Origin of the sequence: Phytopseudomonas dryadis (genome assembly GCF_004327355.1) — a bacterium.
Taxonomy (GTDB): Bacteria; Pseudomonadota; Gammaproteobacteria; order Pseudomonadales; family Pseudomonadaceae; genus Aquipseudomonas; species Aquipseudomonas dryadis.
Genome location: NZ_QJUM01000035.1, coordinates 1 through 26,805, shown reverse-complemented (window position 1 = coordinate 26,805; position 26,805 = coordinate 1). Strand labels below are relative to the sequence as shown.

The 26,805-nt window shown below is 66.0% G+C and carries 26 protein-coding genes; 15 read left to right on the top strand and 11 right to left on the bottom strand.

Going from position 1 to position 26,805, the window contains the following annotated elements; translation table 11 throughout:
- Positions 1 to 168 precede the first annotated feature (168 nt).
- Positions 169 to 381: a hypothetical protein gene (locus tag DNK34_RS22460; RefSeq protein WP_131177450.1), complete on the top strand. Its 213-nt coding sequence runs from the start codon at positions 169 to 171 to the stop codon at positions 379 to 381.
- Positions 382 to 412: 31 nt separating this feature from the next.
- Here the strand turns inward: DNK34_RS22460 and DNK34_RS22455 are convergent, their stop codons facing one another.
- A complete protein-coding gene (locus tag DNK34_RS22455; protein WP_131177451.1) occupies positions 413 to 1,906 on the bottom strand; it encodes a helicase HerA-like domain-containing protein in 1,494 nt (497 codons plus the stop codon).
- Positions 1,907 to 2,070: 164 nt separating this feature from the next.
- On the opposite strand from DNK34_RS22455, the gene DNK34_RS22450 reads away from it, so the two are divergent.
- Positions 2,071 to 3,966 (top strand): methyl-accepting chemotaxis protein, encoded by a 1,896-nt coding sequence (locus DNK34_RS22450; protein ID WP_131177452.1) that lies wholly within the window; start codon positions 2,071 to 2,073, stop codon positions 3,964 to 3,966.
- Between the two features lie 21 nt (positions 3,967 to 3,987).
- Here the strand turns inward: DNK34_RS22450 and DNK34_RS25495 are convergent, their stop codons facing one another.
- From DNK34_RS25495 to purU, 3 genes are read right to left on the bottom strand one after another with little or no spacing between them, the layout of a single operon-like run.
- The gene (locus tag DNK34_RS25495) at positions 3,988 to 4,164 is read right to left on the bottom strand and encodes a hypothetical protein (RefSeq protein WP_165496875.1); all 177 of its coding nucleotides are present in this window, start codon (positions 4,162 to 4,164) and stop codon (positions 3,988 to 3,990) included.
- A complete protein-coding gene (locus DNK34_RS22445; protein WP_131177454.1) occupies positions 4,157 to 4,588 on the bottom strand; it encodes a CBS domain-containing protein in 432 nt (143 codons plus the stop codon). Before DNK34_RS22445 ends, DNK34_RS25495 begins: the two co-directional genes overlap by 8 nt.
- A 34-nt stretch (positions 4,589 to 4,622) precedes the next feature.
- Complete coding sequence (gene purU / locus DNK34_RS22440; RefSeq protein ID WP_131177455.1) at positions 4,623 to 5,474, bottom strand: formyltetrahydrofolate deformylase; 852 nt, start codon at positions 5,472 to 5,474, stop codon at positions 4,623 to 4,625.
- Positions 5,475 to 5,786: 312 nt separating this feature from the next.
- On the opposite strand from purU, the gene mvaT reads away from it, so the two are divergent.
- Positions 5,787 to 6,164 (top strand): histone-like nucleoid-structuring protein MvaT, encoded by a 378-nt coding sequence (gene mvaT / locus DNK34_RS22435; protein ID WP_131177456.1) that lies wholly within the window; start codon positions 5,787 to 5,789, stop codon positions 6,162 to 6,164.
- A gap of 261 nt (positions 6,165 to 6,425) precedes the next feature.
- On the opposite strand, the gene DNK34_RS22430 is transcribed toward mvaT, so the two are convergent.
- The gene (locus DNK34_RS22430; protein ID WP_278248887.1) at positions 6,426 to 6,794 is read right to left on the bottom strand and encodes a hypothetical protein; all 369 of its coding nucleotides are present in this window, start codon (positions 6,792 to 6,794) and stop codon (positions 6,426 to 6,428) included.
- A 40-nt stretch (positions 6,795 to 6,834) separates the two neighbouring features.
- Here DNK34_RS22430 and DNK34_RS22425 point away from each other — a divergent pair, with 40 nt between their 5' ends.
- Positions 6,835 to 7,596: a DUF975 family protein gene (locus DNK34_RS22425; RefSeq protein WP_131177458.1), complete on the top strand. Its 762-nt coding sequence runs from the start codon at positions 6,835 to 6,837 to the stop codon at positions 7,594 to 7,596.
- A gap of 58 nt (positions 7,597 to 7,654) precedes the next feature.
- Here the strand turns inward: DNK34_RS22425 and DNK34_RS22420 are convergent, their stop codons facing one another.
- Both DNK34_RS22420 and sbcB read right to left on the bottom strand, forming a co-directional pair.
- Positions 7,655 to 7,957, bottom strand: a complete 303-nt coding sequence (locus DNK34_RS22420) for a hypothetical protein (protein WP_131177459.1) — start codon at positions 7,955 to 7,957, stop codon at positions 7,655 to 7,657.
- An 86-nt stretch (positions 7,958 to 8,043) separates the two neighbouring features.
- The gene (sbcB, locus tag DNK34_RS22415; protein WP_131177460.1) at positions 8,044 to 9,474 is read right to left on the bottom strand and encodes an exodeoxyribonuclease I; all 1,431 of its coding nucleotides are present in this window, start codon (positions 9,472 to 9,474) and stop codon (positions 8,044 to 8,046) included.
- Positions 9,475 to 9,655: 181 nt separating this feature from the next.
- Between sbcB and DNK34_RS22410 the strand changes: the two genes are divergently transcribed.
- From DNK34_RS22410 to DNK34_RS22380, 7 genes are all read left to right on the top strand, one after another.
- Entirely contained in the window at positions 9,656 to 10,417 is a 762-nt protein-coding gene (locus DNK34_RS22410) for a hypothetical protein (protein WP_131177461.1), read from the top strand.
- A 147-nt stretch (positions 10,418 to 10,564) separates the two neighbouring features.
- Positions 10,565 to 11,290 carry an RDD family protein gene (locus DNK34_RS22405; protein ID WP_131177462.1) on the top strand — a complete coding sequence of 242 codons (726 nt, stop codon included), beginning with the start codon at positions 10,565 to 10,567 and terminating at the stop codon, positions 11,288 to 11,290.
- Positions 11,287 to 12,267, top strand: a complete 981-nt coding sequence (locus tag DNK34_RS22400) for a stage II sporulation protein M (protein WP_131177463.1) — start codon at positions 11,287 to 11,289, stop codon at positions 12,265 to 12,267. Before DNK34_RS22405 ends, DNK34_RS22400 begins: the two co-directional genes overlap by 4 nt.
- Positions 12,254 to 13,828, top strand: coding sequence for a DUF4129 domain-containing protein (locus DNK34_RS22395; RefSeq protein WP_131177464.1), 1,575 nt, complete (start codon positions 12,254 to 12,256; stop codon positions 13,826 to 13,828). The genes DNK34_RS22400 and DNK34_RS22395 overlap by 14 nt, the downstream gene beginning before the upstream one ends.
- Positions 13,825 to 15,039, top strand: coding sequence for a DUF4350 domain-containing protein (locus DNK34_RS22390; RefSeq protein WP_131177465.1), 1,215 nt, complete (start codon positions 13,825 to 13,827; stop codon positions 15,037 to 15,039). The genes DNK34_RS22395 and DNK34_RS22390 overlap by 4 nt, the downstream gene beginning before the upstream one ends.
- Positions 15,036 to 16,085, top strand: a complete 1,050-nt coding sequence (locus tag DNK34_RS22385) for an AAA family ATPase (protein WP_131177466.1) — start codon at positions 15,036 to 15,038, stop codon at positions 16,083 to 16,085. Before DNK34_RS22390 ends, DNK34_RS22385 begins: the two co-directional genes overlap by 4 nt.
- Before the next feature lie 25 nt (positions 16,086 to 16,110).
- Positions 16,111 to 17,442 (top strand): DUF58 domain-containing protein, encoded by a 1,332-nt coding sequence (locus DNK34_RS22380; RefSeq protein ID WP_131177467.1) that lies wholly within the window; start codon positions 16,111 to 16,113, stop codon positions 17,440 to 17,442.
- 661 nt (positions 17,443 to 18,103) lie between these two features.
- Here DNK34_RS22380 and DNK34_RS22375 read toward each other — a convergent pair.
- Complete coding sequence (locus tag DNK34_RS22375) at positions 18,104 to 18,391, bottom strand: PA4642 family protein (protein WP_131177468.1); 288 nt, start codon at positions 18,389 to 18,391, stop codon at positions 18,104 to 18,106.
- Between the two features lie 210 nt (positions 18,392 to 18,601).
- Here DNK34_RS22375 and dauA point away from each other — a divergent pair, with 210 nt between their 5' ends.
- Positions 18,602 to 20,305 carry a C4-dicarboxylic acid transporter DauA gene (dauA, locus tag DNK34_RS22370; RefSeq protein WP_131177469.1) on the top strand — a complete coding sequence of 568 codons (1,704 nt, stop codon included), beginning with the start codon at positions 18,602 to 18,604 and terminating at the stop codon, positions 20,303 to 20,305.
- Positions 20,306 to 20,659: 354 nt separating this feature from the next.
- Here dauA and DNK34_RS22365 read toward each other — a convergent pair whose 3' ends face one another.
- Positions 20,660 to 21,217, bottom strand: a complete 558-nt coding sequence (locus DNK34_RS22365; protein ID WP_131177470.1) for a hypoxanthine-guanine phosphoribosyltransferase — start codon at positions 21,215 to 21,217, stop codon at positions 20,660 to 20,662.
- Between the two features lie 250 nt (positions 21,218 to 21,467).
- On the opposite strand from DNK34_RS22365, the gene upp reads away from it, so the two are divergent.
- Together upp and DNK34_RS22355 are read left to right on the top strand one after the other, a co-directional pair.
- Positions 21,468 to 22,106 carry a uracil phosphoribosyltransferase gene (gene upp, locus DNK34_RS22360; protein ID WP_131177471.1) on the top strand — a complete coding sequence of 213 codons (639 nt, stop codon included), beginning with the start codon at positions 21,468 to 21,470 and terminating at the stop codon, positions 22,104 to 22,106.
- Between the two features lie 3 nt (positions 22,107 to 22,109).
- Positions 22,110 to 23,381 carry a uracil-xanthine permease family protein gene (locus DNK34_RS22355; protein WP_131177472.1) on the top strand — a complete coding sequence of 424 codons (1,272 nt, stop codon included), beginning with the start codon at positions 22,110 to 22,112 and terminating at the stop codon, positions 23,379 to 23,381.
- On the opposite strand, the gene hemH is transcribed toward DNK34_RS22355, so the two are convergent.
- Entirely contained in the window at positions 23,382 to 24,410 is a 1,029-nt protein-coding gene (gene hemH, locus DNK34_RS22350; RefSeq protein WP_131177473.1) for a ferrochelatase, read from the bottom strand.
- 11 nt (positions 24,411 to 24,421) lie between these two features.
- Entirely contained in the window at positions 24,422 to 25,321 is a 900-nt protein-coding gene (locus DNK34_RS22345) for a TIGR01777 family oxidoreductase (RefSeq protein ID WP_131177474.1), read from the bottom strand.
- A 269-nt stretch (positions 25,322 to 25,590) separates the two neighbouring features.
- On the opposite strand from DNK34_RS22345, the gene DNK34_RS22340 reads away from it, so the two are divergent.
- On the top strand, positions 25,591 to 26,583 hold the full coding sequence (locus DNK34_RS22340) for an NAD(P)/FAD-dependent oxidoreductase (RefSeq protein WP_131177475.1): 993 nt from the start codon (positions 25,591 to 25,593) through the stop codon (positions 26,581 to 26,583).
- The last annotated feature ends 222 nt before the right edge of the window (positions 26,584 to 26,805 follow it).

Below are 26,805 nucleotides of genomic sequence, written 5' to 3'. Positions count from 1 at the left end.
AACTTTGGCGATAATCAGACGCCCTCCCGCAAAGTTAGCGAAATAACTTCCAGGATATTTCCGGAACTTGGCGGGGCTGGACGCTTCAAACGCAAGTGGCGACCGTAGCAGTAAGACCGCCCGGTCTTACGTTGTCGCCCTCTCCATATAGAAACCATGGGTAATAACGTGACGAAAGACGAACTGCGCGCCGAACTCGAGCGCCAGGCGCAGCGTTACAAGGATGTATACGGCGGTGAAGTCATCACCTACGCCGCTCAACCGGATCCGGAACGCAAGCCGTGGCGCAAGAAAGCCAGCCTGCTCGACCAGGCATTCGAAAAAGAAATCGAGAAGATCGAAAAAGATCTGTCCGCCAAGACCGACAACGCCAGCCTTTAGCGCTACCGGGCAACCACAGGCCCGGTATTGCCTAACGCCGCTTGCTGCCCGACAGCGAACCCAGGAGGCCACGAACCAGTTGCCGACCCAGTTGGTTGGCGACCTGGCGCACCGCGGTCTTCATGGCCTGACTGGCGAGCCCGCCAAGAAACTCGCCGGCCGTACCAGCGCTACCCGTCCGCTCCTTGCCCGCCTTGCCGGCCGTGGTCTGCTCGACCGCCTCGGCGCTGGCCCTGGCTGCCCGGGCGGTGAGAATCTCGTAGGCCGACTCCCGGTCGAAGGGCTTGTCGTAACGGCCGGCCAAGGGTGACTGGCGCACCAGTGCGGAGCGCTCGTCCTCGCTCAGCGGGCCGATACGCGACTGCGGCGGCGCGATGGCCACCCGCTGCACCATCGCCGGGGTTCCCTTGTCCTCCAGGGTTCCCACCAGCGCTTCACCGATGCCGAGTTCGGTCAGTACCGCCAGGCTGCTGAAAGCCGGGTTGGGGCGGAAACCGTCCGCGACGGCACGCAAGGCTTTCTGCTCCCTGGCCGTGAAGGCGCGCAAGCCGTGCTGAATGCGCAGACCGAGTTGAGCCAGTACGTCGTCCGGCAGATCCCCCGGCGACTGGGTGACGAAATACACCCCGACGCCCTTGGAGCGAATCAGCCGCACCACCTGCTCCAGGCGCTCTTGCAGGGCCTTCGGCGTATCGGCGAACAACAGGTGCGCCTCGTCGAAGAACAGCGCCAGCAGCGGCTTGTCGGCATCCCCCCGCTCCGGCAGTTGTTCGAACAGTTCGGCCAGCAACCAGAGCAGGAACGTCGCATAGACCTTGGGCGCCTCGTGCACCAGGCGGCTGGCATCGAGCAGGTGGATACGGCCACGCCCGTCGCGATCCGGGTGCAGGATGTCCTCCAGTTGCAGCGCCGGCTCGCCGAACAGGGCTTCGGCGCCTTGCTGCTCGAGGCCCGCCAGACGCCGCAACAGCGCTTGCGCCGAGGTATTGGTGAACAGCGCGCTGTCCGCACCGAGCACCTGCGGATGATCCTTGAGGTGGCTCAGCAGCGCCTTGAGATCCTTCAGGTCGAGCAGCAGCAGGCCTTCGCGGTCGGCGACCTTGAACGCCGCATAGAGCGCCGCCTGCTGGCTGTCGGTCAGCTCCAGCAAGGCGCCGAGCAGCAGGGGACCCATCTCGCTCAGGGTGGTGCGCAGCGGGTGCCCGCTCTGCCCGTGCACATCCCACAGCGTCAGCGGATAGGCCTGCGGCCGGTGTTCCAGCCAGGGCATGCTGGCGATGCGCTCGGCGATCTTGCCCTGGGGGGCGCCCAGCGCCCCCAGGCCGCACAGATCGCCCTTGACGTCGGCGGCGAATACCGCCACGCCGGCATCGCTGAAGGTCTCGATCAGGCGCTGCAGGGTCACCGTCTTGCCGGTGCCGGTCGCCCCGGCGATCAGGCCATGGCGGTTGGCCAGGCGTAACGACTGGCCAATGGGCTGGCCATCGCTGCCGGCCCCCAAAATGAACTGCGGCGTCGAAGACATACTGTGACTCCCTGAAGTTAAGCTTTACCGCCCTGATGCCGATACAGGCGCCAGACCATGGACGAATGACCCTCGCCCCCTCCGTGCAGCATCCACAGGGCGGCCACTCAGGCCCTGGTGCGCACGACAAGACTGATTCCAGATAACTCCGGACGCAAGACACCATGATGAGAAACCTGCAGTTCAGCCATAAAATCCTGCTGGCCGCGACCCTGGTCGTCACGCTCGCCTTCGCCCTGTTCAGCCTGTACAACGACACCCGGCAGCGTACCAGCATCCACCAGGGCCTCCAGGCCAACCTGAGCCAGGCCAGCACGGCGGCGGCCGGCAACATCGAGAGCTGGCTGTCGGGGCGCGTCCTGCTGATCGAGAGCATGGCGCAGAACCTGGAGCTGGCCATCGAGCGTGGCGACCTGCAGGAGGTCATCGCCAGGCCGGTATACAAAAGCGCGTTCCTCTCCACCTACGTCGGCCTGCAGAGCGATGGCCGCTTCCTCGCCAGCCCGCCCGCGCAGATGGCGGCCGGATACGATCCGCGCACGCGTCCCTGGTACCAGGATACCGCGCGCAGCAATCGCAGCATCCTCACGCCGCCCTATGTCGACCAGATCACCAACACCCTGGTGATCTCGCCCATCGCCCCCGTGCGTGGCGCCGACGGCAAGCCCTTCGGCATCGCCGGTGGCGATGTGAGCCTGGATACCCTGGTCAGGATCATCAACGCCATCGACCTCGGCGATCTCGGCTATGCCTTCCTGGTCAGCAAGGATGGCACCGTGCTGGTTCACCCCGAGGGCGAGCTGGTGATGAAGAACCTGCGCGAACTGTATCCCGACACGAGCATCGGCCTCGACAGCCAGCTCACCGAGGTCGACCAGGCTGGCCAGGCGCGCCTGCTGACCTTCGCCCCGGTCAAAGGCCTGCCCGACGTCGAATGGTTCGTCGGCCTGTCCGTCGACAAGGGGCTGGCCTATGCGGCCCTGGATGAATTCCGCCTGTCGGCGGCCGTCGCCACGCTGATCGCCGTGGCGCTGATCATCGCCCTGCTCGGCCTGCTGATCCGCGTGTTGATGCAGCCGCTGAACACCATGGGCAAGGCCATGGAGGACATCGCCCAGGGCGAAGGCGACCTGACCAAACGCCTGACCATCCACTCCAACGACGAGTTCGGCGCCCTGGCCCGTTCGTTCAACCACTTCGTCGAGCGTATCCACGGCTCCATCCGCGAGGTGTCCTCGGCGACGGCCCAGGTCAACGAGGTGGCCCGGCTGGTGCTCAATGCCTCCAACTCGTCCATGAGCAACTCCGACGAGCAGAGCAGCCGCACCAACAGCGTGGCAGCGGCGATCAACGAGCTCGGCGCCGCCGCCCAGGAAATCGCCCGCAACGCCGCCGACGCGTCGAGCCAGGCCTCCGACGCCCGCCATCAGGCCGAGGACGGCGGCAGGGTGGTGCAACAGGCGATCCAGTCCATGAGCGAGCTGTCGGGCAAGGTCAGCGATGCCTGCGCCAAGATCGAGATGCTCAACGGCAAGACGGCGGATATCGGCCAGATCCTCGAGGTGATCAAGAGCATTTCCCAGCAGACCAACCTGCTCGCCCTGAACGCCGCCATCGAGGCCGCACGCGCGGGCGAAGCCGGCCGCGGCTTCGCCGTGGTGGCCGACGAGGTGCGCAACCTGGCCCACCGCACCCAGGAGTCGGCGCAGGAAATCGAGAAGATGATCGAGGAACTGCAGGTCGGCTCTCGCGAGTCGGTCACCAGCATGACCGAAAGCCAGCGCTACAGCGAACAGAGCGTGGCAGTCGCCAACCAGGCCGGCGAACGCCTGGGCAGCGTCACCACGAGAATCGGCGAGATCGACGGCATGAACCAGTCGGTGGCCACCGCCACCGAGGAACAGACCTCGGTGATCGAGGCCCTGAATATGGATATCACCGAAATCAACACCCTCAACCAGGAAGGCGTGGAAAACCTGCAGGCGACCCTGCACGCCTGCGCCGATCTGGAACGGCAGGCCGCGCGCCTGAAACAGCTGGTCGACAGCTTCCGCATCTGACAGGAAAGAAGCCTGCGGGGGCTATTTCTCCCCCGCGGGTTCCTGCTCGCGCTGCAGGCGCTGCCACAGCTCGGCGGCCTCGGCGAAGTCGGCGCCATCCTCCTCGGTCAGGGCCTCGGGGTCGTAGCGGCGCACGCAGCCTTCTCCGAGCGTCGCCGGCGGCTGCGCGGCGGCGCGGTCGCGGGGGGCGTCACTCATGGCCGCGCGAACGGTGGCCCTGCTCATGCTGGGCGAATTCCTTCACCGCGCGCAGCACATCGTGGCGGCTGATCTGGCCGATCAGCTTGCCGCCCTCCACCACCGGGATGCGCCGACGCCGCCCCTGCAGAAAGCGCTCGGAAATATCGATGATGTCCGCCTCGGGAGAGGTCGTCTCGACCTGGGTGGTCATGTAGGAGCTGATGTCCCCACCGATCGACTCGTAGTAGGCACCCGAGAGAATGCCGCGCAGGCAGTCGCCTTCCGACAGCAGACCGATCAGGCGGCCCTGGGCATCGACCACCGGGGCCCCGGAAATACGGTGCTCCAGCAAGCGGTCGATGGCGGTGAACAGGTCGGTATCGGCACGAAAAGTCACCAGGTGACGGGTCATGTAATCGCGCACCTTGACGGACTTGAGCATGAACATGAACTCCTAATGCGAACGGTCGGACGGATCAATCGAATACGACGGTCTTGTTGTTGTGCACCAATACCCGGTCTTCCAAGTGATAGCGCAGTCCGCGGGAAAGCACCATCTTTTCCACATCCTTGCCCAGACGCACCATCTCCTCGATGCTTTCGCGGTGGCTGACACGCACCACGTCCTGCTCGATGATCGGGCCGGCATCCAGCTCCTCGGTAACATAATGCGAGGTGGCGCCGATCAACTTGACGCCGCGCAATGAAGCCTGATGATAGGGCTTGGCGCCGACGAAGGACGGCAGGAAGCTGTGGTGGATGTTGATCACCCGCTGGGCATAGTCCTGGCACAGCTTGGGCGGCAGGATCTGCATGTAACGCGCCAGCACGATCACATCGGCCCGGTGCTCCTCGACCAGACGCGAGACCTCGTCGAAGGCCGGTTGCTTGTTCTGCGCGTCGACCGGCACGTGGATGAACGGGATACCGTGCCATTCGACCATGCTGCGCAGGTCGTCGTGGTTGGAGATGACGCAGGGAATCTCGCAGTCCAGCTCGTTGCTGTGCCAGCGGTGCAGCAGATCCGCCAGACAGTGCGACTCGCGACTGGCCATCAGCACCACGCGTTTCTTCTGCGCCGAATCGGTGACTCGCCACTCCATGGAGAACTCGCGGGCGATCGGCGAAAACGCCTGCCTGAAGCCATCGAGATCGAAAGGCAGCGAGTCGGCGCGAATCTCGTGGCGCATGAAGAACCAGCCGCTCTGCGTGTCCGAGTGATGGCTCGCCTCGGTGATCCAGCCGTTGTAGGTCGCCAGAAAGTTACTGACCTTGGCCACGATACCGACGCGGTCCGGGCAGGCGATGACCAGCCGAAAAGTGCGCATGAGCAACTCCAGGAAATGAGCAAAGTCGCGCATTTTAGCCACACCAAGAAAAAACTGCAGTATTCCTGTGGCAATTGGCCGGGGCCGCGGCTCGTCGCGCATGTTCGCCGTCCCGCCGCAACGCCGAGGGCCGTGGCGGGTTTAATAAGTGTCGCTATTACAGCCGCCAATAAATCCGTTGTTCGGGCGCGGCGGTGCACGCTTATTTGGTTTAACTGTGCCAATTCCTTACAAACTGGTTTACTTGTAATTAGTGCCTGTCTACTATTAGCGACACTTGGCCACTCCCCTGAACAGAATTAAGGTAAGCCCATGTCCCTGATCAATGAATACCGTGCCACCGAAGAAGCCATCAAAGAGCTGCAAGAGCGTCTGAAGAACCTGTCGCAAGACGATAAACTGAAAAAAGAACTGGAATTCGAAGGCAAGCTGCGCACCCTGATGGGCGAATACCAGAAGTCGCTGCGCGACATCATCGCGCTGCTCGATCCGGAAGCCAAAGTTGGCAAGGCGCCGCGCAATGCCAAGGCCGCCACCAGCACCAAACGCGCACGCAAAGTTAAGCAGTACAAAAACCCGAACACCGGCGAAGTGATCGAAACCAAAGGCGGCAACCACAAGACGCTGAAAGAGTGGAAAGCCAAGTGGGGCGCCGACACCGTCGAAGGCTGGGCCACCCTGCTGGGTTGATCCATCGCTCAGGGATATGAGTCCACAAGAACGCCAGCATCGCTGGCGTTTTTTTATGGCCAGCCATCCCGGGCGGCCACCCGGCGGGCCATCGCGGCGCGAGGTTAAAATACGTCTTCCGGAAACTTCTCATGGCGGAGGCTTCACGGTTGAAAAACCGCGCGGCGAAAGCGAACCGCGTCACACCCCGTGCGAATACCCCTGATACGCAAGTGCCTTTTTCAACGCGGCGAACAGCACACCGATATAATCGCGCCGCGTTTACAGCGCATAACGCTGACGCAACTGCCGGGCATACTCGCGCCACTCTTCCAGCCCCTTTCTCTGGCGCTCCGTCGCCACCGGCAACGCGTCGTTCAGCGCCGCCTCGAAACTTGCCAGCGTATTCGGCGCGCCGTGTTCGGGCCGGGTCAGGCGCTGCCGGCAGAAATCCCGCCAGCGCTGTTGTTCATCCGCATTCAATGTCGCGGGAAAGTTTCGCGCCCGATAACGGAACAACAGTTCGGGCAGGATAATCCTCGAACGGCCAGGTGTCCCTGATAGCTGCAGCGGATCGGCATTACGCACACGTTCGCACAGGCGCCGGTCGCGATCACGATGCGCTTGTGGCGTACCACCTCCACCATTAATATTACGAAACAGTCTTACTCACACTCGCCAAGGATGAATCATGGGCGACGCCAGCTCTACGAACCCCTATGCCGTTCCCGGCAGCGAATTGCAGGAAGCGCCCAACAACGATCAGGCGCCGAGCATCGAGCAAGCCCTGAGCCGTGGCTACGATTTCAGCATCGGCGCGCTGATCAGCGAAGCCTGGCAATTGACCAAGGGCACCAAAGGCGTGATCTTCGCCGGACTTCTGGTTTTCAACCTAGCCTTTGTCCTCGCCTCGTTCCCCATCAACGTCATCTTCGACATATTCGATGGCCTGGGTGAAGGCCTGATATTGATCCTCCTTTCCCTGGTCGTGACCATCGCGCTCACCTTGGCCGTGTGCTATCCGATTCTCACCGGGTTGGGCATGATCGGCATTCGCCGCGCGGCCGGGCAGCCCGTCAGCGTCAACGATATCTTCAGCTGTTTCAGCCGTACCGTGCCGTTGCTTATCACCGGTGTTCTGATGGTGGTACTTATCTATGTCGGTTTCCTGCTGTTTATCCTGCCGGGCATCTACTTTTCCGTTGCCTACATGCTGGCGGCCCCGCTGGTGGTCGAGCGTGGTCTGTCGCCCTGGCAAGCCATGGAAGCGTCACGCAAGGCCATCACTCAGCACTGGTTCAAGGTATTCGGCCTGCTCCTGCTGCTCGGTCTGATCCTTGCCATCAGCGCCATCCCGCTGGGTATCGGTCTGATCTGGACCGTGCCACTGTTCGTCGTGGCCATGGGCGTGCTGTATCGCACCCTCTTCGGCGTACTGCCGGTCGCACGCTAAGCGCCTCCTTACCTGGCCACGCTTCTCGCGGCCAGGTCGCTTCCTGCCTCGCTGCTGGCTAGCATCGGACTTCGCTCATATGACGTGACGATGCCGCCTGCCTCCTCTCACACGACAACAGCATCCGGTGCTGGATACGCACTATCAGGTGGAAACTCCGGAAGGCATCGACCTGCTGATCCGCGGCGATATTCTCGCGGTCGTCGACCTGACGCCAGGCATGTTCGTTCGGCCAACTCGGCATGGGCATCGCGACCATTGCGCCGTTCCTGGTGACCTGGTGTTGTATCGCGACCTGCCCGCTGCGCGAAGGCAAGCTGCGCACCCTGATGGGCGAATAGCAGAAGTCGCTACGCGACATTAAAATTTCTCCCGGGAACTCGCATGGCCTATGCACACGGCTAAAAGCAGCGCGGCGAACAGCGCGCCGATATAATTGCGCCGCGTTTACAGCGCATAACGCTGACGCAACTGCCGGGCATACTCGCGCCACTCTTCCAGCCCCTTTCTCTGGCGCTCCGTCGCCACCGGCAACGCGTCGTTCAGCGCCGCCTCGAAACTTGCCAGCGTATTCGGCGCGCCGTGTTCGGGCCGGGTCAGGCGCTGCCGGCAGAAATCCCGCCAGCGCTGTTGTTCATCCGCGTTCAATGTCGCGGGAAAGTTTCGCGCCCGATAACGGAACAACAGTTCGGGCAGGCGATGATCATCGAACGGCCAGGTGTCCCCAGCCAGTTGCAGCGGATCGGCATTGCGCACGCGCTCGCACAGGCGCCGGTCGCGATCGCCGATGAAACCGTCGTACAACTGCTGCTCCGGGTCCTCGGCCGAAGCGAACGCTTCGTCGCCATAGACCTGCGCCAGTTTGTCCTGCCACACGGCCTGGGCCTCGATCAGACGCTGGGCTCGCCCCAGGTACTCGGCCTTGTCCAGTTGCAGCCGCGCGCAATCCTCGGGACGTAACGCGTTCAGCGGCGCGACCACCGGACAACGATTGATGTGCAGCAGCTTCAGCGGCACCGGCGACTCGCCCTCAGGCAGCTCTTCGCGGCGGGTGTACAGACGGCGGCGCAGGCTCTCGGCGTCGTCCTCGAGCAGCGGCGCCGCGTCGAGATGCAGGTCACAGACGATCAGCGCGTTGCGATTGCGCGGGTGCCAGGCCAGCGGCAGGACCAGCCCCAGGTAGTGCCGCGCTCCGGCGAAACGTCCGGAGACATGCAGCATGGGCTGCAGCAGACGCACCTGGTCGAGCACCCGCTGCTTGCTGCGCAAGCGATAGAGGTAGTCATAGAGCTTCGGCTGGCGCTCACGCAGCAGGCGCGCCAGGGCGATGGTCGCGCGTACGTCGGACAGGGCGTCATGGGCCTGGCCGTGGTCGATGCCGTTGGCCGCGGTCAGGCGCTCGAGCTTGAGGCTCACGCGCCCGTCCTCCTGCGGCCATTCGATGCCCTCGGGGCGCAAGGCATAGGCGGTTCGCAGCAGATCGATCAGGTCCCAGCGGCTGTTGCCACCCTGCCATTCGCGCGCATAGGGATCGAAGAAATTGCGATAGAGGCTGTAGCGCGTCACCTCGTCGTCGAAGCGCAGGCTGTTGTAACCCACCCCGCAGGTGCCTGGCAGCGCCAGCTCGGCATGCACGCGGGTCATGAATTCGGCTTCGCCGAGCCCTTTGCTGGCCAGCAACTGCGGTTCGATACCGGTAATCATGCAGGCGGCCGGGTGCGGCAGGATGTCGTCGCTGGGCTGGCAATACAGGTTCAGCGGCTCGCCGATCTCGTTGAGCTGCTCGTCGGTACGGATACCGGCGACTTGCAGCGGGCGGTCACGGCGCGGGTCGATGCCGGTGGTTTCGTAGTCGTACCAGAACAGGCTGGAGGTCACGGTGGCTTCCTGTAGGCAAAGAATGCAGCAGTAGACAAAAGGACGCGGCAGTCTAGCATCGACGGCAAAACTTGACCGGCCGCACACCTGGGAATGCTCGTGGCATGAGCCCCTTGTTAGCTCCCGGCAGCGCCGCTAACATTGCGAAACAATCTTATCCACACTCAACCAAGGATGACTCATGAGTGACGCCATCTCGCAAAACCCCTACGCCATCCCCAACAGCGCCCTGCAGGATGCGCCAGGCACCGACCTGGTTCCGAGCATCGAACAGGCGCTGAGCCGCGGTTACGACTTCAGCATCGGCGAGCTGATCAGCGAAGCCTGGCAACTGACCAAGGGCACCAAAGGCATCATCATCGGCGGCTTCCTGGTGTTCTACGTGGTGCTGTTCGTCGCCTCGTTCATCATCGGCGGCGTGCTCGGCCTGTTCAGCGCGCTCAGCGAAAGCGTCGCCATGGTCATCCTGGCCCAGATCGCCACCACCCTCTTCGCTTCGGCCTTGTCCTACCCCTTCATGGCGGGCCTGAACATGGTCGGCATCCGCCGCGCGGCCGGCCAGCCGTTCAGCTTCAACGAGATCTTCAGCCACTTCGGTCGTACCGTACCGCTGCTGATCACCGCCATCGTCATGATGCTGCTGGTCTACCTCGGCTTCTTCCTCCTGCTGCTCCCGGGCATCTACCTGGCGGTCGCCTACATGCTGGCGATTCCGCTGGTGGTGGAGCGTGGCCTGTCGCCATGGCAGGCGCTGGAAACCTCGCGCAAGGCCCTCAGCCAGCACTGGTTCAAGGTCTTCGGCCTGTTCCTGCTGCTCGGCCTGATCGTGGCCATCAGCGCCATCCCGCTGGGTATCGGCCTGATCTGGACCATCCCGTTGTTCGTGGTGGCCATGGGTGTGCTGTACCGCACCATCTTCGGCGTACTGCCCGTAGCACGCTGAAGGTTCCGCGTAGCGTGACCTGGCCGCCAGGCGGCCAGGCCGCTCCCTCTACCCGCTGCTGGCCAGGGACCTGTTTTCGCGACGACGCGGCTTGCGCTGAAACGTCAACAGCCCCTAGCATCGGGCTTTCCCCTGCGCAGTGTGACGATGCCCTTTTCCTCGACGCTCCATTCCCGTCAACCACAGCGCCCGGTGCTGGATACGCGTTATCAGGTGGAAACCCCCGAAGGCATCGATCTGATGCTGCGCCCGGCGGGACTGGTTCCGCGAGCGCTGGCCTTCGGCATCGACCTGCTCATACGCGGCTGCATTCTCGGCGTCGTCTACCTGTTGCTGGGCCTGCTCGGGCAGTTCGGCATGGGCCTGGCGACCATCCTGCTGTTTCTGCTGACCTGGTGGTACATGGTGCTGTTCGAGGTGCTCAATCAGGGGCGCTCGCCGGGCAAGCAACTGCTCGGCCTGCGCGTGGTGCATGACGATGGCACCCCGGTCGGCTGGGCCGCGTCGCTGACCCGCAACCTGCTGCGCTTCGTCGACCTGCTGCCGTTCGCCTACAGCCTGGGGATCATCAGTTGCCTCAGCCACCGCGCCTTCAAGCGCCTGGGCGATATCGCCGCGGGCACCCTGGTGGTGTATCGCGACCTGCCCGCCGCGCGCCCCGATCTGCCCGAGGCCGAGGCCGTGCGTGCGCCCTTGCCGCTCGACCTGAGCGAACAACGCGCCCTGCTCGGTTTCGCCGAGCGCGCCCAGGGCCTGTCCAGCGCGCGCCGCGCCGAGCTGGCGGCGATTCTCGCCGAGCCCCTGCAGGTCGACGCCGAACAGGCCGAAGCGCGGATCAACGGCATCGCCCGCGGCTTGTTGGGCCCGACATGAAACAGAGCCTTTTCGAAAGCAGGCACCAGGGCGAATGGCAGGCCTTCGGCGAGCGACTCGACAGGCTCGAACGCGGCAAGGGCGAAGCCGAGCAGGGCAAGGGCTTCGCCGCGGACTACCGGCGCCTGTGCCAGCAACTGGCCCTGGCCAGGGAACGTGGCTACAGCAATCACCTGATCGACGAGCTGCAGCAACTGGCGCTGCGCGGCCACCAGCAGTTCTATCGCCATCGCAGCCCGCTGGGCGCCCAGTTGATCGGTTTCGTACTCGTCGGCTTTCCGCGCCTGGTACGTGAGGAGTGGCGCCTGGTGATGGCTGCCAGCCTGCTGTTCTTCGGCAGCCTGGCGCTGATGGGCACGCTGGTCTACCTGTTTCCCGAGCTGATCTACAGCCTGCTCGACCCCGGCCGGGTCGGCGAGATGGAGAACATGTACGACCCCGACACCAGCCGCCTGGGCCGCTTCGGCGAACGCGACTCCGGCGACGACTGGATGATGTTCGGCTTCTACATCATGAACAACATCGGCATCGCCTTCCAGACCTTCGCCAGCGGCCTGCTGTTCGGCCTCGGCAGCCTGTTCTTCCTGCTGTTCAACGGCCTGATGATCGGCGCCGTGGCCGGCTACCTGACGCAACTGGGCTACAGCGAAACCTTCTGGTCGTTCGTCATCGGCCATGGCGCCTTCGAACTGACCGCCATCGCCCTGGCCGGCGCCGCCGGCCTGAAACTGGGCTGGGCGCTGCTCGCTCCCGGCCGCCTGCCGCGCGGCGAGGCGCTGCGCCTGGCGGCCAGGCGCGCGGTGCGGCTGGTCGGTGGCGCGACGCTGTTCCTGCTGATCGCCGCCTTCATCGAGGCCTACTGGTCATCGATGACCTTTGCCAGCGTGCATATCAAATACATCGTCGGTGCCGGCCTGTGGCTGCTGGTACTGGCCTACCTGGGCCTGGCCGGCAGGGGGCGCCATGCGCCTGACTGACGCCGACGTGGCGATTCGCCCGCGCAATCCCTGGGAAGCCATGGATCTCGGCGTGCTCATGGCCCGTCGTCATGCCGGCCTGCTGATGGCCAGCTGGGCGCTGGTGACCTTGCCGATCTTCGCCGTGATCTGCGCGCTGTTGTGGCAATCGCCGTCCTGGGCCGTGTTCGTCTTCTGGTGGCTGAAGCCGGCTTACGAACGCCTGCCACTGTATATCCTGTCGCGCGCCCTGTTCGGCGATACGCCCACGCTCAAGCAAGCGTTGCGAGCCTTTCCGGGGCTGCTCAAAGCGCAATTGCTGGCCAGCCTGACCTGGCGCCGCCTCAGCCCGACACGCAGTTTCGACCTGCCCGTGCTGCAGCTCGAGGGCCTCGCCGGGAAGGCCCGCGGCCAGCGCCTGGGCGTACTGGCGCAAAAGGATGCCGGCGCCGCGACCTGGCTGACCCTGGTCGGCGTGCACCTGGAAATGGCCCTGTGGATCGGCCTGGTCACCCTGGCCTACCTGCTGTTGCCGCAGCAGGTCGAGCTGGAGTGGAGCTGGCAGTCGCTGATCAATGCCGACGCCACCGACTGGCTGTGGCTGGAACACCTGTCCAACCTGTCCTACGCCCTGATCCTGGTGTTCTGGGAGCCGATCTACGTGGCTTGCGGGTTCAGCCTGTACCTCAACCGGCGCACCGCGCTGGAAGCCTGGGATATCGAACTGGTGTTCCGCCAACTGCGCCAGCGCCTGACCGGCGTGGCCTATGCCCTGCTGCTGGGCATCGGGCTGCTGGCGTTGCAGGCGCCCGCGCCGGCGCTGGCCGCGCCATCCCCAAGCAGTTGCCCGCTCCCCGCCGACGACCCCGATGGCCCGGACGCACCGCGCCTGCTGGCTCAGCCGCTGAGCAGCCAGGCGTCACGCGAAGCCGCCATGCGGATACTCGATGAGCCGCCCTTCGAGAACCGCGAGACGGTCACCCGCTGGCGTCTCGGCGACGCCGACAAGGACGACGAAAAGGCCGGCAAGGACTTCGCCGAGAGTCTGGAAAAACTGCTCAGGATGAGCGAGAACTGGCAGGCCATGCACGGCATCGCCCGGTTCTTCGAAGCCGTGCTCTGGGCCCTGCTGTTCGGCCTGATCGCCCTGCTGATCTGGCGCTACCGCGACTGGCTCAACACCTTCGCCGGACGCATCGGTTTGCCGAAGCGCGAGACGGCCAGCCCGCCGAGCCAGCTGTTCGGCCTGGAAGTCGCCCCGCAGAGCCTGCCCGACGACATTGCCGGCAGCGCCGAACGCCTCTGGCAGGAAAATCCCCGCGCCGCGCTCGGCCTGCTCTATCGCGCCCTGCTCAGCCGGCTGATCCACGACCAGCGCCTGGCGTTGAAAAGCGCGCACACCGAAGCTGAAGTGCTCGCCCTGGTGCAAACCCTGGACGATCCCGAGCTGAGCAACTTCAGCCAGACCCTGACCCGCCACTGGCAGAACCTCGCCTATGGCCACCGCCCGCCACCGGGCGAAGCGCGCGCGCTGCTGTGCAACGACTGGCGGCGCCTGGTCGAACACGGGAGGCGTCCATGAGCCGGCCATGGCGCTTCGCCCTCGGTGCCGCCCTGGTACTCGCCCTCGGCCTGCTCGGCAGCTACCTGCTGGGGCGCGCCGAGCCCTACGATGAGGTGATCCTCCACGGCCCCTCGCCGCAGGCCCGCGCCAATCCCTACCTCGGCGCCGAACACTTCCTGCGCCAGCAGGGCCTCAAGGTACGCCACGCCGAGAATCTCAACAGCCTGTCGACGCTGCCCAGCCGCGGGCAGACCCTGCTGCTGCTCGGCAACCGCAGCAACCTCACGCCGCGCCAGAGCGAGCGCCTGCTGCAATGGGCCGAGAACGGCGGGCACCTGCTGTTCGTCGCCGAGCGCATGTGGGATGAGGACGAAGGCAAGAGCGGCGACCTGCTGCTCGACAGCCTCGGCGTGCAACAGTACCCGGTCGAAGACCTCGACGAAGACGATGAAAGCGTCGCCGGCGACGACGCGGCCGCCAGCAGCGAGGCGGATCAGGTCGAAGCCGAGGCACGGGACGCCTACCCCGAGCTGACCAAGCTCTACCTGGAAAACGAACAGGCCCCGGCCTACATCGGCTTCGCCACCGACTTCCACCTCTACGACGCCAACGACCTGGCCCACGTCTGGGCCAACAGCGGCGGGGCCACGCACCTGCTGCAGATCTATCATGGCGACGGCCTGGTCAGCGTGCTGACCGACGCCTGGATCTGGCAGAACGACCAACTCGGCGACTACGACAATGCCTGGCTGCTCTGGTACCTGAGCCAGGACAGCGACGTGACCCTGGTCTACCATGCCGAGCGCGACGGCCTGGCCACCCTGCTGCTACGCCACTTCCCGGCGGCGCTCCTGGCTTTCGCCCTGCTGGTCGCCCTGCTGCTGTGGCACGTCGGGCTGCGCCAGGGCCCGCTGCGACAGCCGTTGCCGCCCAGCCGCAGGCAGTTGCAGGAGCACCTGCGCGGCAGTGCCGACTTCCTCCTCCGGCATGGCGGCCAGCACAGCCTGCTGCAGGGCCTGCAGCAGGATATCCTGCGCCGTGCGCGGCGCCGTCACCCCGGTTTCGAACGCCTGGGCGTCGCCGAACAATGGCAGGTACTCGGCCGTCTCAGCCGCCTGCCTTCCAGCGCCATCGGCCAGGCCATGCGGCCACCGGCGAAAAAGCGCCTCACCGCCAGCGACTTCACCCGTCAGGTCGCCCACCTGCAAACACTCAGGAATGCCCTATGAGCGAACACACGCCCGACCAGCCGAGCAGTCCGACCACCCCGCCCGCGAGCGCCGCCACCGCGGCGCCGACGGCCAGCAACATCGCCGTCCAGCGTCAGCGTGCCAGCCAGCTGGCCCAGGCACTGCGCCAGGAGCTGCAGAAGGCGGTGGTCGGCCAGGGCGCGGTGATCGAGGATGTCCTCACCGCCCTGATCGCCGGCGGCCACGTGCTGCTCGAAGGCGTGCCCGGCCTCGGCAAGACCCTGCTGGTACGCGCCCTGGCCCGCTGCTTCGGCGGTGAGTTCGCGCGCATCCAGTTCACCCCGGATCTGATGCCCAGCGACATCACCGGCCACGCCGTGTACGACCTGCAGAGCGAGCAGTTCAAGCTGCGCAAGGGGCCGATCTTCACCAACCTGCTGCTGGCCGACGAGATCAACCGCGCGCCGGCCAAGACCCAGGCGGCGCTGCTGGAAGTCATGCAGGAACGCCAGGTGACCCTGGAGGGCCGCGCCCTGCCGGTGCCGCTGCCGTTCATGGTGCTGGCCACGCAGAACCCCATCGAGCAGGAAGGCACCTACCCGCTGCCCGAAGCCGAGCTGGATCGCTTCATGCTCAAACTGCACATGGACTACCCCGAGCAGGACGAAGAGCTGAGCATGGTGCGCCAGGTGACCCGCTCGACCAAGGCCGACATGCTCGAGGTCACGCCGCTGCGTACCCTGCTGCAAGCCAAGAACGTCCAGGTGATGCAGAAGATCGCCGGCGACCTGCCGCTGGACGAGCAGGTGCTCGACTATGCCGTGCGCCTGGCCAGGGCCACCCGCAGCTGGCCGGGCCTGGCCATCGGCGCCGGCCCGCGCGCCTCCATCGCCCTGGTCCGTGGGGGACGCGCCCGTGCCCTGCTGCGCGGCGGCGACTTCGTCCTGCCGGACGACATCAAGGGCTGCGCCCTGGCCGTGCTGCGCCACCGCGTACGCCTGGCGCCGGAGCTGGATATCGAAGGGCTGTCGATCGACCAGGTGCTGCAGCAACTGCTCGACCAGGTTCCCGCCCCGCGCCTATGAACGCCTCGACCCCGGATAGCGCGGCATGAAACCTTCGTCGACTCTGCTCGCCCTGCTCGGCGTCCTGCTCGCCGTGGCCATCCTGCTCGGCGCTCTGGACGCCCTCGCCATCGCCGTGCCGGAGACCCTCCAGGCGCTATGGTGGGGCGCCCTGCTGGTGCTGGCGGGCACGGCGCTGGTCGACGCCCTGCGCCTGTCCCGCCAACCCTCGCCACGCCTGGAGCGGCAGCTACCGGGCAACCTGCCGCTGGGGCGCTGGAGCGAGGTGCAACTGACCGCCCATCACGGCTACGCCCGGGCGCTGCAGCTGCAGGTGTTCGATCACGTGCCGCCGGACATGGCCTTCGAGCACCTGCCCCAGCGCGTCGCATTGCACCCGGGCGAGCAGACCCGCTTCAGCTACAGGGTGCGGCCGCTGCTGCGCGGGCATTTCGTCTTCGCCCAGTGCGAGATCGCCCTGCCCAGCCCGCTGCAGCTCTGGCAAGCGCGGCGTTACCTGCCGGTGCGCGACGAGGCGCGGGTCTACCCGGACTTCGCCCGCCTGTATGGCGCCCAGTTGATGGCCGTGGACGACTGGGTCAGCCAGCTCGGCGTGCGCCAGCAGCAGCGCCGGGGCCTGGGCCAGGAATTCCATCAACTGCGCGAATTCCGCGACGGCGACACGCTGCGCCAGATCGACTGGAAGGCCACCGCGCGCAAACGCACGCCCATCGCCCGCGAGTACCAGGACGAACGCGATCAGCAGATCCTCTTTCTCATCGACTGCGGGCGCCGCATGCGCAGCCAGGATGGCGAGCTGTCGCACTTCGACCATGCCCTCAACGCCAGCCTGCTGCTCAGCTACGTGGCCCTGCGCCAGGGCGATGCCGTGGGCCTGATGACCTTCGCCGGCGAACACAGCCGCTTCCTGCCACCGGTCAAGGGCCAGGCCCAGGTCAATGTGCTGCTCAACGCCGTGTACGACCTGCAGAGCACCCAGCGCCCCGCCGACTTCGGCGCCGCCGCCGATGCGCTGCTCAGTCGCCAGCGCCGCCGCGCCCTGGTGGTGCTGGTGACCAACCTGCGCGACGAGGACGATCAGGAGCTGCTCGGTGCGGTCAAACGCCTCGGCCGCCAGCACCGGGTGCTGATCGCCAGCCTGCGCGAGGAGGTCCTCGACGGCCTGCGCCAGGAACCGGTGCAGCACTACGACTCGGCACTGGACTACTGCGGCGCGGTGGATTACCTGAACGCGCGCAACGCCTTGCACGAGCGCCTGCAGGCTCACAACGTCCCGGTGCTCGACGCCCGCCCCGGCGAACTGGGACCCGAGCTGGTCAGCCGCTACCTGGCCTGGAAAAAGGCCGGCGTGCTGTAGGCAAAAGATACCCGGAGAGGCAATGTCTCGATCCTTGACCCGCAGGAGCCTGGCCCCCGATCGCGGCCATCCGGCAAAATCATCCGCGGCACTTGCCACTGAATCCGCTGGCGAAAGCGGTCATTTGTGGATGAGGCACTGTGACTGTGGGAGGGGCACGCAGCCCTGTAGCGCAGCAAACAGGCATGTAGGATGGGTGGCAACCCATCAATTTGCCGATGGGTTATCACCCATCCTACAGATTGAATCCCGTCTAGTGCCGCATCACAGATCAAATGTCGTATCAGAGCGAACGGGCTGAGTGGACCTCAAAAGCGATAGCGGCCTTCGGCCTTCGATCAAAAGCGCTTGAGGCTGGAAAGCTGGACGAGAGAGCCTGTGCGGTTTGCTTGTCGTTCAGACGTAGGGTGGACAACGCTCTTTTTGTCCACCATTGCGATTGCGGGGCGGTGGACGGATCGGGCCGCGCAGGCAAGCGTCGTCCACCCTACGAACGGCCGCTTCCGCCTTATGGCTGCCATCCACGATTGCCCCGTTCACCGCCCCGGGCACATCTACTACCACCCTGGCCGACACATGACCGTTGTCGCGCCCCGAGGGGGAGGGCGCGCTTCTCGTCCGCCGTAGCGGTCAAAGCGCGCCAAGCGTCGAGGACAGGCAATCAGCGGCGGGCGGCCTCGACCGCCTCGATGTAGGGCTCGGACTGGCGTTGATCGCGGATCAGCGCGACGAAGTCATTGCCATTGGCATCCTTGGCCCCGAGGTCGTAGCCGGCCTCGACGAAAAAGCCGATGAAGCGCTCGAAGTCATGGGCACGCAGGCCCCGGTAGGCCTTGATCAGCTTGTGCAGCGGCGGCGGCGAGGCATCCGCCGGCTCCACGGCGAGAAACAGCTTGATCTGCTCGTCGCTCACCTCATCGCCAATCACCTGCTTCTTGTCTTTGCGCATCGTTCACTCCAACTGACCAGACCACACGGGGCGGCAGTGTAACCCTGGCCGCGCAGCGGCTCAACGCGGCGTCCAGCTTCGCCCGTCACGGCGCAAGCGGGGCAGCCGGATCTTTTATCATGCAGAGCCGGTGACGCAGTAGCCGACTTAGGTCAACACTGCCAATCCCGTCCAGGCCGTATACTCCGTCCCAGCCAATCTGGAGCCGTCATGTCATTGCCCCCACTGTTCGCTGCCTGGCGTCAAACTCTGCGTGCCGGTTATTCCTGGGCGAGCCTGCGCGGCGACCTGGGCGCCGGCCTCACCGTGGGCATCATCGCCATCCCGCTGGCCATGGCCCTGGCCATCGCCGTGGGCGTGGCGCCCCAGCACGGCCTGTACACGGTGCTGATCGCCGCCCCGCTGATCGCCCTGTTCGGCGGCTCGCGCTTCAATATCTCCGGGCCGACCGCGGCCTTCGTGGTGATCCTGTTGCCGATCACCCAGCAGTTCGGCATCGGCGGCCTGCTGCTGTGCACCCTGCTCGCCGGGCTGATCCTGATCGCCCTGGGCCTGCTGCGCGCCGGGCGCCTGATCGAATTCATCCCCTACCCGGTGACCCTGGGCTTCACCGCCGGCATCGGTATCGTCATCGCCACCCTGCAGATCAAGGATCTGTTCGGCCTGCAGCTGGCCAGCCAGCCGAGCCACTACCTCGAACAGCTCGAACTGCTGGTCCAGGCCCTGCCCGGCATCCAGCTGGGCGACAGCCTGGTCGCCCTCGCCTGCCTGGCGGTGCTGCTGCTCTGGCCACGCTGGGTACCCCGCGTGCCCGGCCACCTGGTGGCGCTGACGGTCGGCGCCCTGCTCGGCCTGCTCCTGGAGCGCGGCGGCCTGCCGGTGGCGACGCTCGGCGAACGTTTCAGCTACAGCCTCGACGGCGTCACCCATCCGGGCATCCCCCCCATGCTGCCGACGTTCGCCTGGCCCTGGCAGTTGCCGGGCGCCGACGGCCAGCCACTGACCCTGTCCTTCGAGCTGATCCGCCAGTTGCTGGCACCGGCCTTCGCCATCGCCATGCTCGGCGCCATCGAATCGCTGCTCTGCGCGGTGGTGGCCGACGGCATGACCGGCAGCAAGCACGACCCCAACGCCGAACTGCTCGGCCAGGGCATCGGCAACCTGGTGGCGCCGCTGTTCGGCGGCATCACCGCCACCGCGGCCATCGCCCGCAGTGCCGCCAACGTGCGCGCCGGCGCCTGTTCGCCACTGGCTGCGATCATCCACGCCGCCGTGGTGCTGGGCGCGATCCTGTTCCTCGCCCCGCTGTTCAGCTACCTGCCGATGGCGGCCCTGGCGGCCCTGCTGCTGATGGTCGCCTGGAACATGAGCGAAGCCCCCCACGTGGTGCACACGCTGCGCATCGCGCCGCGCAACGATGTGCTGGTACTGCTCACCTGCCTGAGCCTCACGGTGCTGTTCGACATGGTGCTGGCCGTCGGGGTCGGCCTGTTGCTGGCCGCCGGCCTGTTCATCAAGCGCATGAGCGAGCTGACCGACACCACCAGCCTGCCCTGGCACACGCACCAGGCGCTGCCGGCGCTACCCGAGCATGTCCTGGCCTATGCCATCCGCGGGCCGCTGTTCTTCGGCGCGGCGGAGAAGGCGCTCAGCGTGCTGCGCCGCCTCGATCCCCAGGTGAAGGTGGTGATCCTCGACATCAGCGCCGTGCCGATGCTCGACATGACCGCCCTCGCCGCCCTGCAGAGCGTGCTGCACGACTACCGCAAGCACGGCGTCGGCCTGATCCTCAGCGGCGCCTCGGCGCAACTGCGCCTGAAACTGCGCCGTGCCGGCCTGCAGCGCGAGCACGGGCAACTGGCCTATGCCCGCGACCTGCCCCGGGCCAGGAGCATGGCCCTGGACTGGCGTTGACAGGCGCCTTTCAAGGTCTTCGAAATAGCGGCGATTAAGGCGCTAGCGGCCTTTCGGCTTGCCTCGTAGCCTGGCGTTGAGCGCAGCGATACCCAGGGGGCGGTTTCCCGGGTGTCGCTGCGCTCGACCCGGGCTACGCAAGGAGCGCATGCAAGGGTGATGGCATAGCCTGTCGAGACGTTCGGCGAATACGCCCTGCGAAGCGCACAGTTGCGTAGGAGCCGCGACCTCGCGGCGAATCGTGGCCATGCCGCGACTCTCGCAGCATGGCTGCCAGCGCATCGCGCCGGGGGCGACGCTCCTACTGGTGTTGCGCAGGCCAAGAATCAGGAGGCGGGCAGTTACCCCCTGGCCCTAAAGCCCCTTGACCGCGTAGATGCCCGGCGCGTTACGCCAGTAACCCTTGTAATCCATGCCGTAGCCGAAGATGTAGCGGTCGACGCACGGCAGGCCGACGTAGTCGGCCTTGAGGTCCGGGCGAGCCTTGCGCTGATGATCCTTGTCGATCAGCACCGCGGTGTGCACCGCGCGGGCGCCGGCGTGGCGGCAGAAGTCGATGATCGCGCCCAGGGTGTGCCCCTCGTCGAGGATGTCGTCGATGATCAGCACATCGCGATCGATGAACGACACTTCCGGCTTGGCCTTCCAGAACAGTTCGCCGCCACTGGTCTGGTTGCGGTAGCGGCTGGCGTGCAGGTACGAGGCTTCCAGGGGGAAGTTGAGCTTGGTCAGCAGCTTGCCGGAGAAGATCAGGCCGCCGTTCATCACGCAGAACACCACGGGATTGCGCTGCGCCAGTTCGGCGTTGATGGCCGCGGCGACGCGCTCGATGGCCGCTTCGACCTCGGCTTCGTTGTACAGGCAATCGGCTTCGGCCATCACCTGGCGGATATGGGCGAGATCGGCGGGCATGTCATGTCCTCTTCGGGTAGCGACCTGTGGCGGCCGGCGCAACCGCCGCCATAACCTGATCACTGGGTCAGAATAAAAGCCGGCAAAGGTACCCATCCGCCGGCGCCGGGGCAAGCCCTGTCGCCGGCAGGCGACGCACGGCGGCGGCCCCCGGGCGGGCCACGGAAAAAGTCCCGCCGCACAACGCCCATCGGCAGCTGCAATGCTTTAATCTAACGCGATTTTTGCCCAATTTGCCGGAGATCCCGCAATGTCCATCCTCGAGATCCGCCACCCGCTGATCCGCCACAAGATCGGCCTCATGCGTCGCGCCGATATCAGCACCAAGAACTTCCGCGAACTGGCCCAGGAAGTGGGCGCCCTGCTCACCTACGAGGCGACCCAGGATCTACCCCTGGAGACCTACGAGATCCAGGGCTGGGCCGGCCCGGTACAGGTGGAAAAGATCTCCGGCAAGAAGATCACCGTGGTGCCGATCCTGCGCGCCGGCATCGGCATGCTCGACGGCGTGCTCAGCCTGATCCCCGGGGCCAAGGTCAGCGCCGTGGGCGTGGCGCGCAACGAGGAGACCCTGCAGGCGCATACCTACCTGGAGAAACTGGTACCGGAAATCAACGAGCGCCTGGCCATGATCATCGACCCGATGCTCGCCACCGGCGCCTCCATGGTCGCCACCATCGACCTGCTGAAGAAGGCCGGTTGCCGGGAAATCCGCGCCATGGTGCTGGTCGCCGCGCCCGAGGGCATCAAGGCGGTCAGCGACGCCCACCCGGACGTGAAGATCTACACCGCCTCGATCGATCAGCGCCTCAACGAACACGGCTACATCATCCCCGGCCTGGGCGATGCCGGCGACAAGATCTTCGGCACCAAGCAGAAGGACGCCTGATCGATGCGCGACGAATTCAACGACCCGCTGTGGCGGCAGCTGCTGTCGGGCGCGCAGATGCTCTTCGTGGCCTTCGGCGCCCTGGTGCTGATGCCGCTGATCACCGGCATGGACCCCAACGTGGCGCTGTTCACCGCGGGCGTCGGCACCCTGCTGTTCCAGTTGGTGACCGGCCGCCAGGTACCGGTGTTCCTCGCCTCCAGTTTCGCCTTCATCGCGCCGATCCTCGCCGCCAAGGGCGAGTTCGGCCTGCCGGCGGTGCTCGGCGGCATCGTCGCCGCGGGGCTGGTGTACATCGCCATGAGCCTGGCGGTTCAGCTCAAGGGGCCGGGCTTCATCGACCGCCTGCTGCCGCCGGTGGTGATCGCCCCGGTGATCATCTCCATCGGCCTGGCACTGTCGCCGGTGGCGGTGAACATGGCCATGGGCAAGGCCGGCGACGCCAGCGCGCAGCTGGTGCCCTACGAGACCGCCATGATCATCTCCATGTCGGCCCTGGTGACCACGGTGCTGGTGGCCGCCCTCGGCCGCGGCTTGTTCCGCCTGGTGCCGATCCTCGCCGGCATCCTGGTCGGCTGCGGCGTCGCCGCATTCTGCGGGGTCTTCGACACCAGCCGGGTGGCCGCGGCGCCCTGGCTGGCCATGCCGGCCTTCGTCGCCCCCGAGCTGCACTGGGGCGCCATCCTGTACATGGTGCCGGTAGCGCTGGCGCCGGCCATCGAGCACATCGGCGGCGTGGTCGCCATCGGCAGCGTCACCGGCAAGAACTTCGTGCGCAAGCCGGGTCTGCACCGCACCCTGCTCGGCGACGGCCTGGCCACATCGGCCGCCGGCCTGTTCGGCGGACCGCCGAACACCACCTATGCGGAAGTCACCGGCGCCGTGATGCTGACCAAGAACTACAACCCGAAGATCATGACCTGGGCGGCGCTCTTCGCCATCGCCCTGGCCTTCATCGGCAAGTTCGGCGAGGCGCTGCAGAGCATTCCGGTGCCGGTGATGGGCGGCATCCTCTGCCTGCTGTTCGGCTCCATCGCGGTGGTCGGCCTGAACACCCTGATCCGTCACCAGGTCGATCTGTCCGAGGCGCGCAACCTGATCATCGTCTCCATCACCCTGGTGTTCGGCATCGGCGGCATGGTCATCGGCGGCAACGACTTCGCCCTCTCCGGCATTTCCCTGTGCGCCATCTGTGCCCTGCTGCTCAATATCCTGCTGCCGGGCGGCCAGGGCTGGCGGGGCAAGGCGCTGGCCGAGCAGGACGGTCCGGGCTGATCAGATCTGCTGCGGCGCGCGCGCGCAGAGCTGGTTCAGCGCTTCCACCCAGCTCGGGTGGTCGTTGAGGCAAGGCACCAGTTCCAGGCGCTCGCCACCGGCGGCCTGGAACTGCTCCAGGCCGCGATCACCGATCTCCTCGAGGGTCTCGATGCAGTCGGCGACGAATGCCGGACACATCACCAGCAGCTTCTTCACCCCCTGTCTGCCCAGCTCGTCGAGGCGCGTCTCGGTGTAGGGCTCGATCCACTTGTCCTTGCCCAGCCGCGACTGGAACGACACCGACCATTGCCCGGGGCGCAGCCCCATGCGCGCGGCGAACGCCTCGGCGGTGCGCAGGCACTGGCTGCGGTAGCAGACCGCGAGCACCTCGTCGCTGACCCCTTCGCTGCTCGCGCTGCGCAGGTCGTGCTGCGGGTCGATGCCCTTGACCAGCTTGCGGATATGCCGCTCCGGCAAACCATGAAAACTCAGCAGCAGGTGATCGAACCCCTGCTGCAGATAGGGCCGGGCGCTGTCGGCCAAGGCATCGAGGTATTCGGGCTGGTCGAAGAACGGCTGCAGAATGGAGAAGCGGATCGGCAGCTTGCGCGTACGCACCACCCGCCTGGCTTCCTCGATCACCGTGGTCGTCGTGCTGTCGGCGAACTGCGGATACAGCGGCGCCAGGGTCACCCGCTCGATCCCCTGCGCCGCCAGGCGGCTCAGTACGCTGTCCAGCGACGGCTCGCCATAACGCATCGCCAGTTCCACCGGGCCCTGGGTCCAGTGCGCCTGCATGGCCGCCTGCAGCCGCCGGCTCAGCACGATCAGCGGCGAGCCCTGCTCCCACCAGATCGAGGCATAGGCGTGGGCGGACTGGGCCGGGCGGCGCACGAGGATCAGCGACACCAGCAGACGCCGCAGCGGCCAGGGCAGATCGACCACGTAGGGGTCCATCAGGAACTGGTTGAGGTAGCGCCGGACATCGGCGACCTGCGTGGAGGCGGGTGAACCCAGGTTGACCAGGAGCAGGGCGTGATCGGTCATGCAATATCCCGTTAGTGAAGGCTCAGCAGATCCACCAGAGCCACATCCAGATGAGTGAAACGAAAGGCGAAACCGGCTTCCTCGAGGCGCACCGGCAGGGCGCGCTGGCCGCCCAGCAGCAACCCGGACAGCTCGCCGAGGCCGGCGCGCAGGGCGAACGCCGGCACCGGCAGGATCGCTGGCCGGTGCAGCGCGTGGCCGAGCTCGCTGGCGAACTCGGCGTTGCGCACCGGGTGTACCGAGCAGGCATTATAGGGACCGCTGGCCTGCTCATGCCGCAAGAGAAAATCGATCAGGGCGATTTGATCCGCCAGGTGAACCCAGGGCATCCACTGCCGTCCATTGCCGATGCGCCCACCCAGGCCGAGCCGGAAAGGCGGCAGCAGGCGCTTGAGCATGCCGCCGTCCTTGGCCAGCACCAGACCGGTGCGCAGCAGCACCACGCGGATGCCCAGGGTTTCGGCGCGTTGTGCGGTTTCCTCCCAGGCCACGCAGAGCGTGGCGGCGAAATCCACGCCGGGTGGCGAATCCTCGTGCAGTTCGCGCTCGCCACCATCGCCATACCAGCCCACGGCAGAGCCGGACAGCAGGACCGCGGGTTTCTGCTCGCGCTGCTGCAACCAGCCGAGCAACTGCTCGGTGAGTTTTATCCGGCTGTCCCAGAGCAGGCGTTTGCGGGCTTTCGTCCAGGGCCTGTCGGCAATCGGCGCGCCGGCCAGATTGACCACGGCATCCAGCGCCTCGTCGCCCAACTCCTCGAGCCGGCCGATGCCGCGCACCCGGGTGCCGCACACGACCGGCACCTGCTGCGGCCGGCGGCTCCAGACCGTCAGTTGATGCCCCTGTTCGAGCCACTGCTGGCAGAGCGCGCGACCGATCAGGCCGGTGCCGCCGGTGATCAGGATATGCATGGCATGTTCCTCGCTTGGTGGACTCACGGCTTTGGACGCCAATGCGCGGGTAACGCTCAAGGACAATCTGCTGCCGATCGCAGAGTCCGACAGATCGGGGAAACTATTGCCGCGCAGGCCTATTCTGAAGAATAGATGCCTCCAGGCCGGACGAGCGCACCACGTGGATCGCTTGACTCGAAACACAGCGCATAAGCTTATACAAAAACTGATCATTGTATAGCTTTTGTCCAAAGCGTAGCCTGGAGCCATACGAAGTGAGGTAGACCATGACCCCTACGGTTCCCATCGCCATCATCGGCACCGGTATGGCCGGACTGTCCGCCGCCGAAGCGCTGCATGCCGCCGGGCAGCCCGTGCAATTGTTCGACAAGAGCCGCGGCAGCGGCGGACGCATCGCCAGCAAGCGCAGCGACGTCGGCTCGCTGGACCTCGGCGCCCAGTATTTCACCGCCCGCGACCGCCGCTTCGCCGCCGCCGTGCAGCAGTGGCAACTGCGTGGCTGGGTCGAGGAGTGGACGCCCACCCTGTACCAGTTCGCCAACGGCGTGCTGAGCCCTTCCGCCGACGAGCAGGTGCGCTGGGTCGGCAAGCCGCGCATGAGCGCCATCACCCGGGCCATGCTCGGTGCCCTGCCGGTGCGTTTCTCCTGCCGCATCACCGAGGTGTTTCGCGGCGAACGGCACTGGCACCTGCTCGACGCCGAGGGTGCGAGCCACGGCCCGTTCAGCCACGTCATCATCGCCACGCCGGCGCCCCAGGCCAGCACCCTGCTGGCCGCCGCGCCGAAACTCGCCGGTACCGTCGCCGGGGTCAGCATGGAGCCGACCTGGGCCGTGGCCCTGGCCTTCAGCGAACACCTGCAGAGCCCGATCGAAGGCTGCTTCGTGCAGGGCGACTCGCTGGACTGGATGGCCCGCAACCGCAGCAAGCCCGGCCGCGATGCGGCTCAGGACACCTGGGTGCTGCACGCCACCAGCAGCTGGAGCCGCCAGCACCTGGATCTGCCCAGGGAACAGGTCATCGAACACCTGCACGGCGCCTTCGCCGAGCTGATCGGCTGCGCGGTACCGGCACCGCTGTTCGCCATGGCGCACCGCTGGCTCTATGCCCGCCCGTCCAGCGCCCACCAGTGGGGCGCCCTGGCCGATGCCGACCTGGGCCTGTACGTCTGCGGCGACTGGTGCCTGTCGGGCCGCGTCGAAGGCGCCTGGCTCAGCGGTCAGGAGGCCGCGCGCAAACTGCTCGAGCACAATCGCTGAGCCCCCCGGAACAGCACCTGATGCCGGGCGAACGGCTGCTGTGGAAATACACGAGCGTGGGCAGTGGCCGACTGCACAATGCCGTCAGGATCGACCAGTAGATACTCTGTTAGTGGTCAAGCGTTTTTCAGGTGTTCATTGCTGAATAGCTCGGATGAATCGAAAGGCACACCGAGCTTCAGGCAAGCCCAGACGCCAGTCAGGTATTTACGCATGACTGCA

What these genes read in the sequence shown, in the direction of transcription:
- DNK34_RS22395 (WP_131177464.1), top strand. Translation starts at nt 12,254, where the DNA reads ATGCGCCTGACTGACGCCGACGTGGCGATTCGCCCGCGCAATCCCTGG.
- DNK34_RS22390 (WP_131177465.1), top strand. Translation starts at nt 13,825, where the DNA reads ATGAGCCGGCCATGGCGCTTCGCCCTCGGTGCCGCCCTGGTACTCGCC.
- hemH (WP_131177473.1), bottom strand. Translation starts at nt 24,410, where the DNA reads ATGACCGATCACGCCCTGCTCCTGGTCAACCTGGGTTCACCCGCCTCC.
- DNK34_RS22410 (WP_131177461.1), top strand. Translation starts at nt 9,656, where the DNA reads ATGAGTGACGCCATCTCGCAAAACCCCTACGCCATCCCCAACAGCGCC.
- upp (WP_131177471.1), top strand. Translation starts at nt 21,468, where the DNA reads ATGTCCATCCTCGAGATCCGCCACCCGCTGATCCGCCACAAGATCGGC.
- DNK34_RS22380 (WP_131177467.1), top strand. Translation starts at nt 16,111, where the DNA reads ATGAAACCTTCGTCGACTCTGCTCGCCCTGCTCGGCGTCCTGCTCGCC.
- purU (WP_131177455.1), bottom strand. Translation starts at nt 5,474, where the DNA reads ATGCGCACTTTTCGGCTGGTCATCGCCTGCCCGGACCGCGTCGGTATC.
- DNK34_RS22400 (WP_131177463.1), top strand. Translation starts at nt 11,287, where the DNA reads ATGAAACAGAGCCTTTTCGAAAGCAGGCACCAGGGCGAATGGCAGGCC.
- DNK34_RS22420 (WP_131177459.1), bottom strand. Translation starts at nt 7,957, where the DNA reads ATGTCGCGTAGCGACTTCTGCTATTCGCCCATCAGGGTGCGCAGCTTG.
- DNK34_RS22425 (WP_131177458.1), top strand. Translation starts at nt 6,835, where the DNA reads ATGGGCGACGCCAGCTCTACGAACCCCTATGCCGTTCCCGGCAGCGAA.
- mvaT (WP_131177456.1), top strand. Translation starts at nt 5,787, where the DNA reads ATGTCCCTGATCAATGAATACCGTGCCACCGAAGAAGCCATCAAAGAG.
- dauA (WP_131177469.1), top strand. Translation starts at nt 18,602, where the DNA reads ATGTCATTGCCCCCACTGTTCGCTGCCTGGCGTCAAACTCTGCGTGCC.
- DNK34_RS22375 (WP_131177468.1), bottom strand. Translation starts at nt 18,391, where the DNA reads ATGCGCAAAGACAAGAAGCAGGTGATTGGCGATGAGGTGAGCGACGAG.
- DNK34_RS25495 (WP_165496875.1), bottom strand. Translation starts at nt 4,164, where the DNA reads ATGAGTGACGCCCCCCGCGACCGCGCCGCCGCGCAGCCGCCGGCGACG.
- DNK34_RS22405 (WP_131177462.1), top strand. Translation starts at nt 10,565, where the DNA reads ATGCCCTTTTCCTCGACGCTCCATTCCCGTCAACCACAGCGCCCGGTG.
- DNK34_RS22340 (WP_131177475.1), top strand. Translation starts at nt 25,591, where the DNA reads ATGACCCCTACGGTTCCCATCGCCATCATCGGCACCGGTATGGCCGGA.
- DNK34_RS22355 (WP_131177472.1), top strand. Translation starts at nt 22,110, where the DNA reads ATGCGCGACGAATTCAACGACCCGCTGTGGCGGCAGCTGCTGTCGGGC.
- DNK34_RS22455 (WP_131177451.1), bottom strand. Translation starts at nt 1,906, where the DNA reads ATGTCTTCGACGCCGCAGTTCATTTTGGGGGCCGGCAGCGATGGCCAG.
- DNK34_RS22445 (WP_131177454.1), bottom strand. Translation starts at nt 4,588, where the DNA reads ATGCTCAAGTCCGTCAAGGTGCGCGATTACATGACCCGTCACCTGGTG.
- DNK34_RS22365 (WP_131177470.1), bottom strand. Translation starts at nt 21,217, where the DNA reads ATGCCCGCCGATCTCGCCCATATCCGCCAGGTGATGGCCGAAGCCGAT.
- DNK34_RS22450 (WP_131177452.1), top strand. Translation starts at nt 2,071, where the DNA reads ATGATGAGAAACCTGCAGTTCAGCCATAAAATCCTGCTGGCCGCGACC.
- DNK34_RS22385 (WP_131177466.1), top strand. Translation starts at nt 15,036, where the DNA reads ATGAGCGAACACACGCCCGACCAGCCGAGCAGTCCGACCACCCCGCCC.
- DNK34_RS22345 (WP_131177474.1), bottom strand. Translation starts at nt 25,321, where the DNA reads ATGCATATCCTGATCACCGGCGGCACCGGCCTGATCGGTCGCGCGCTC.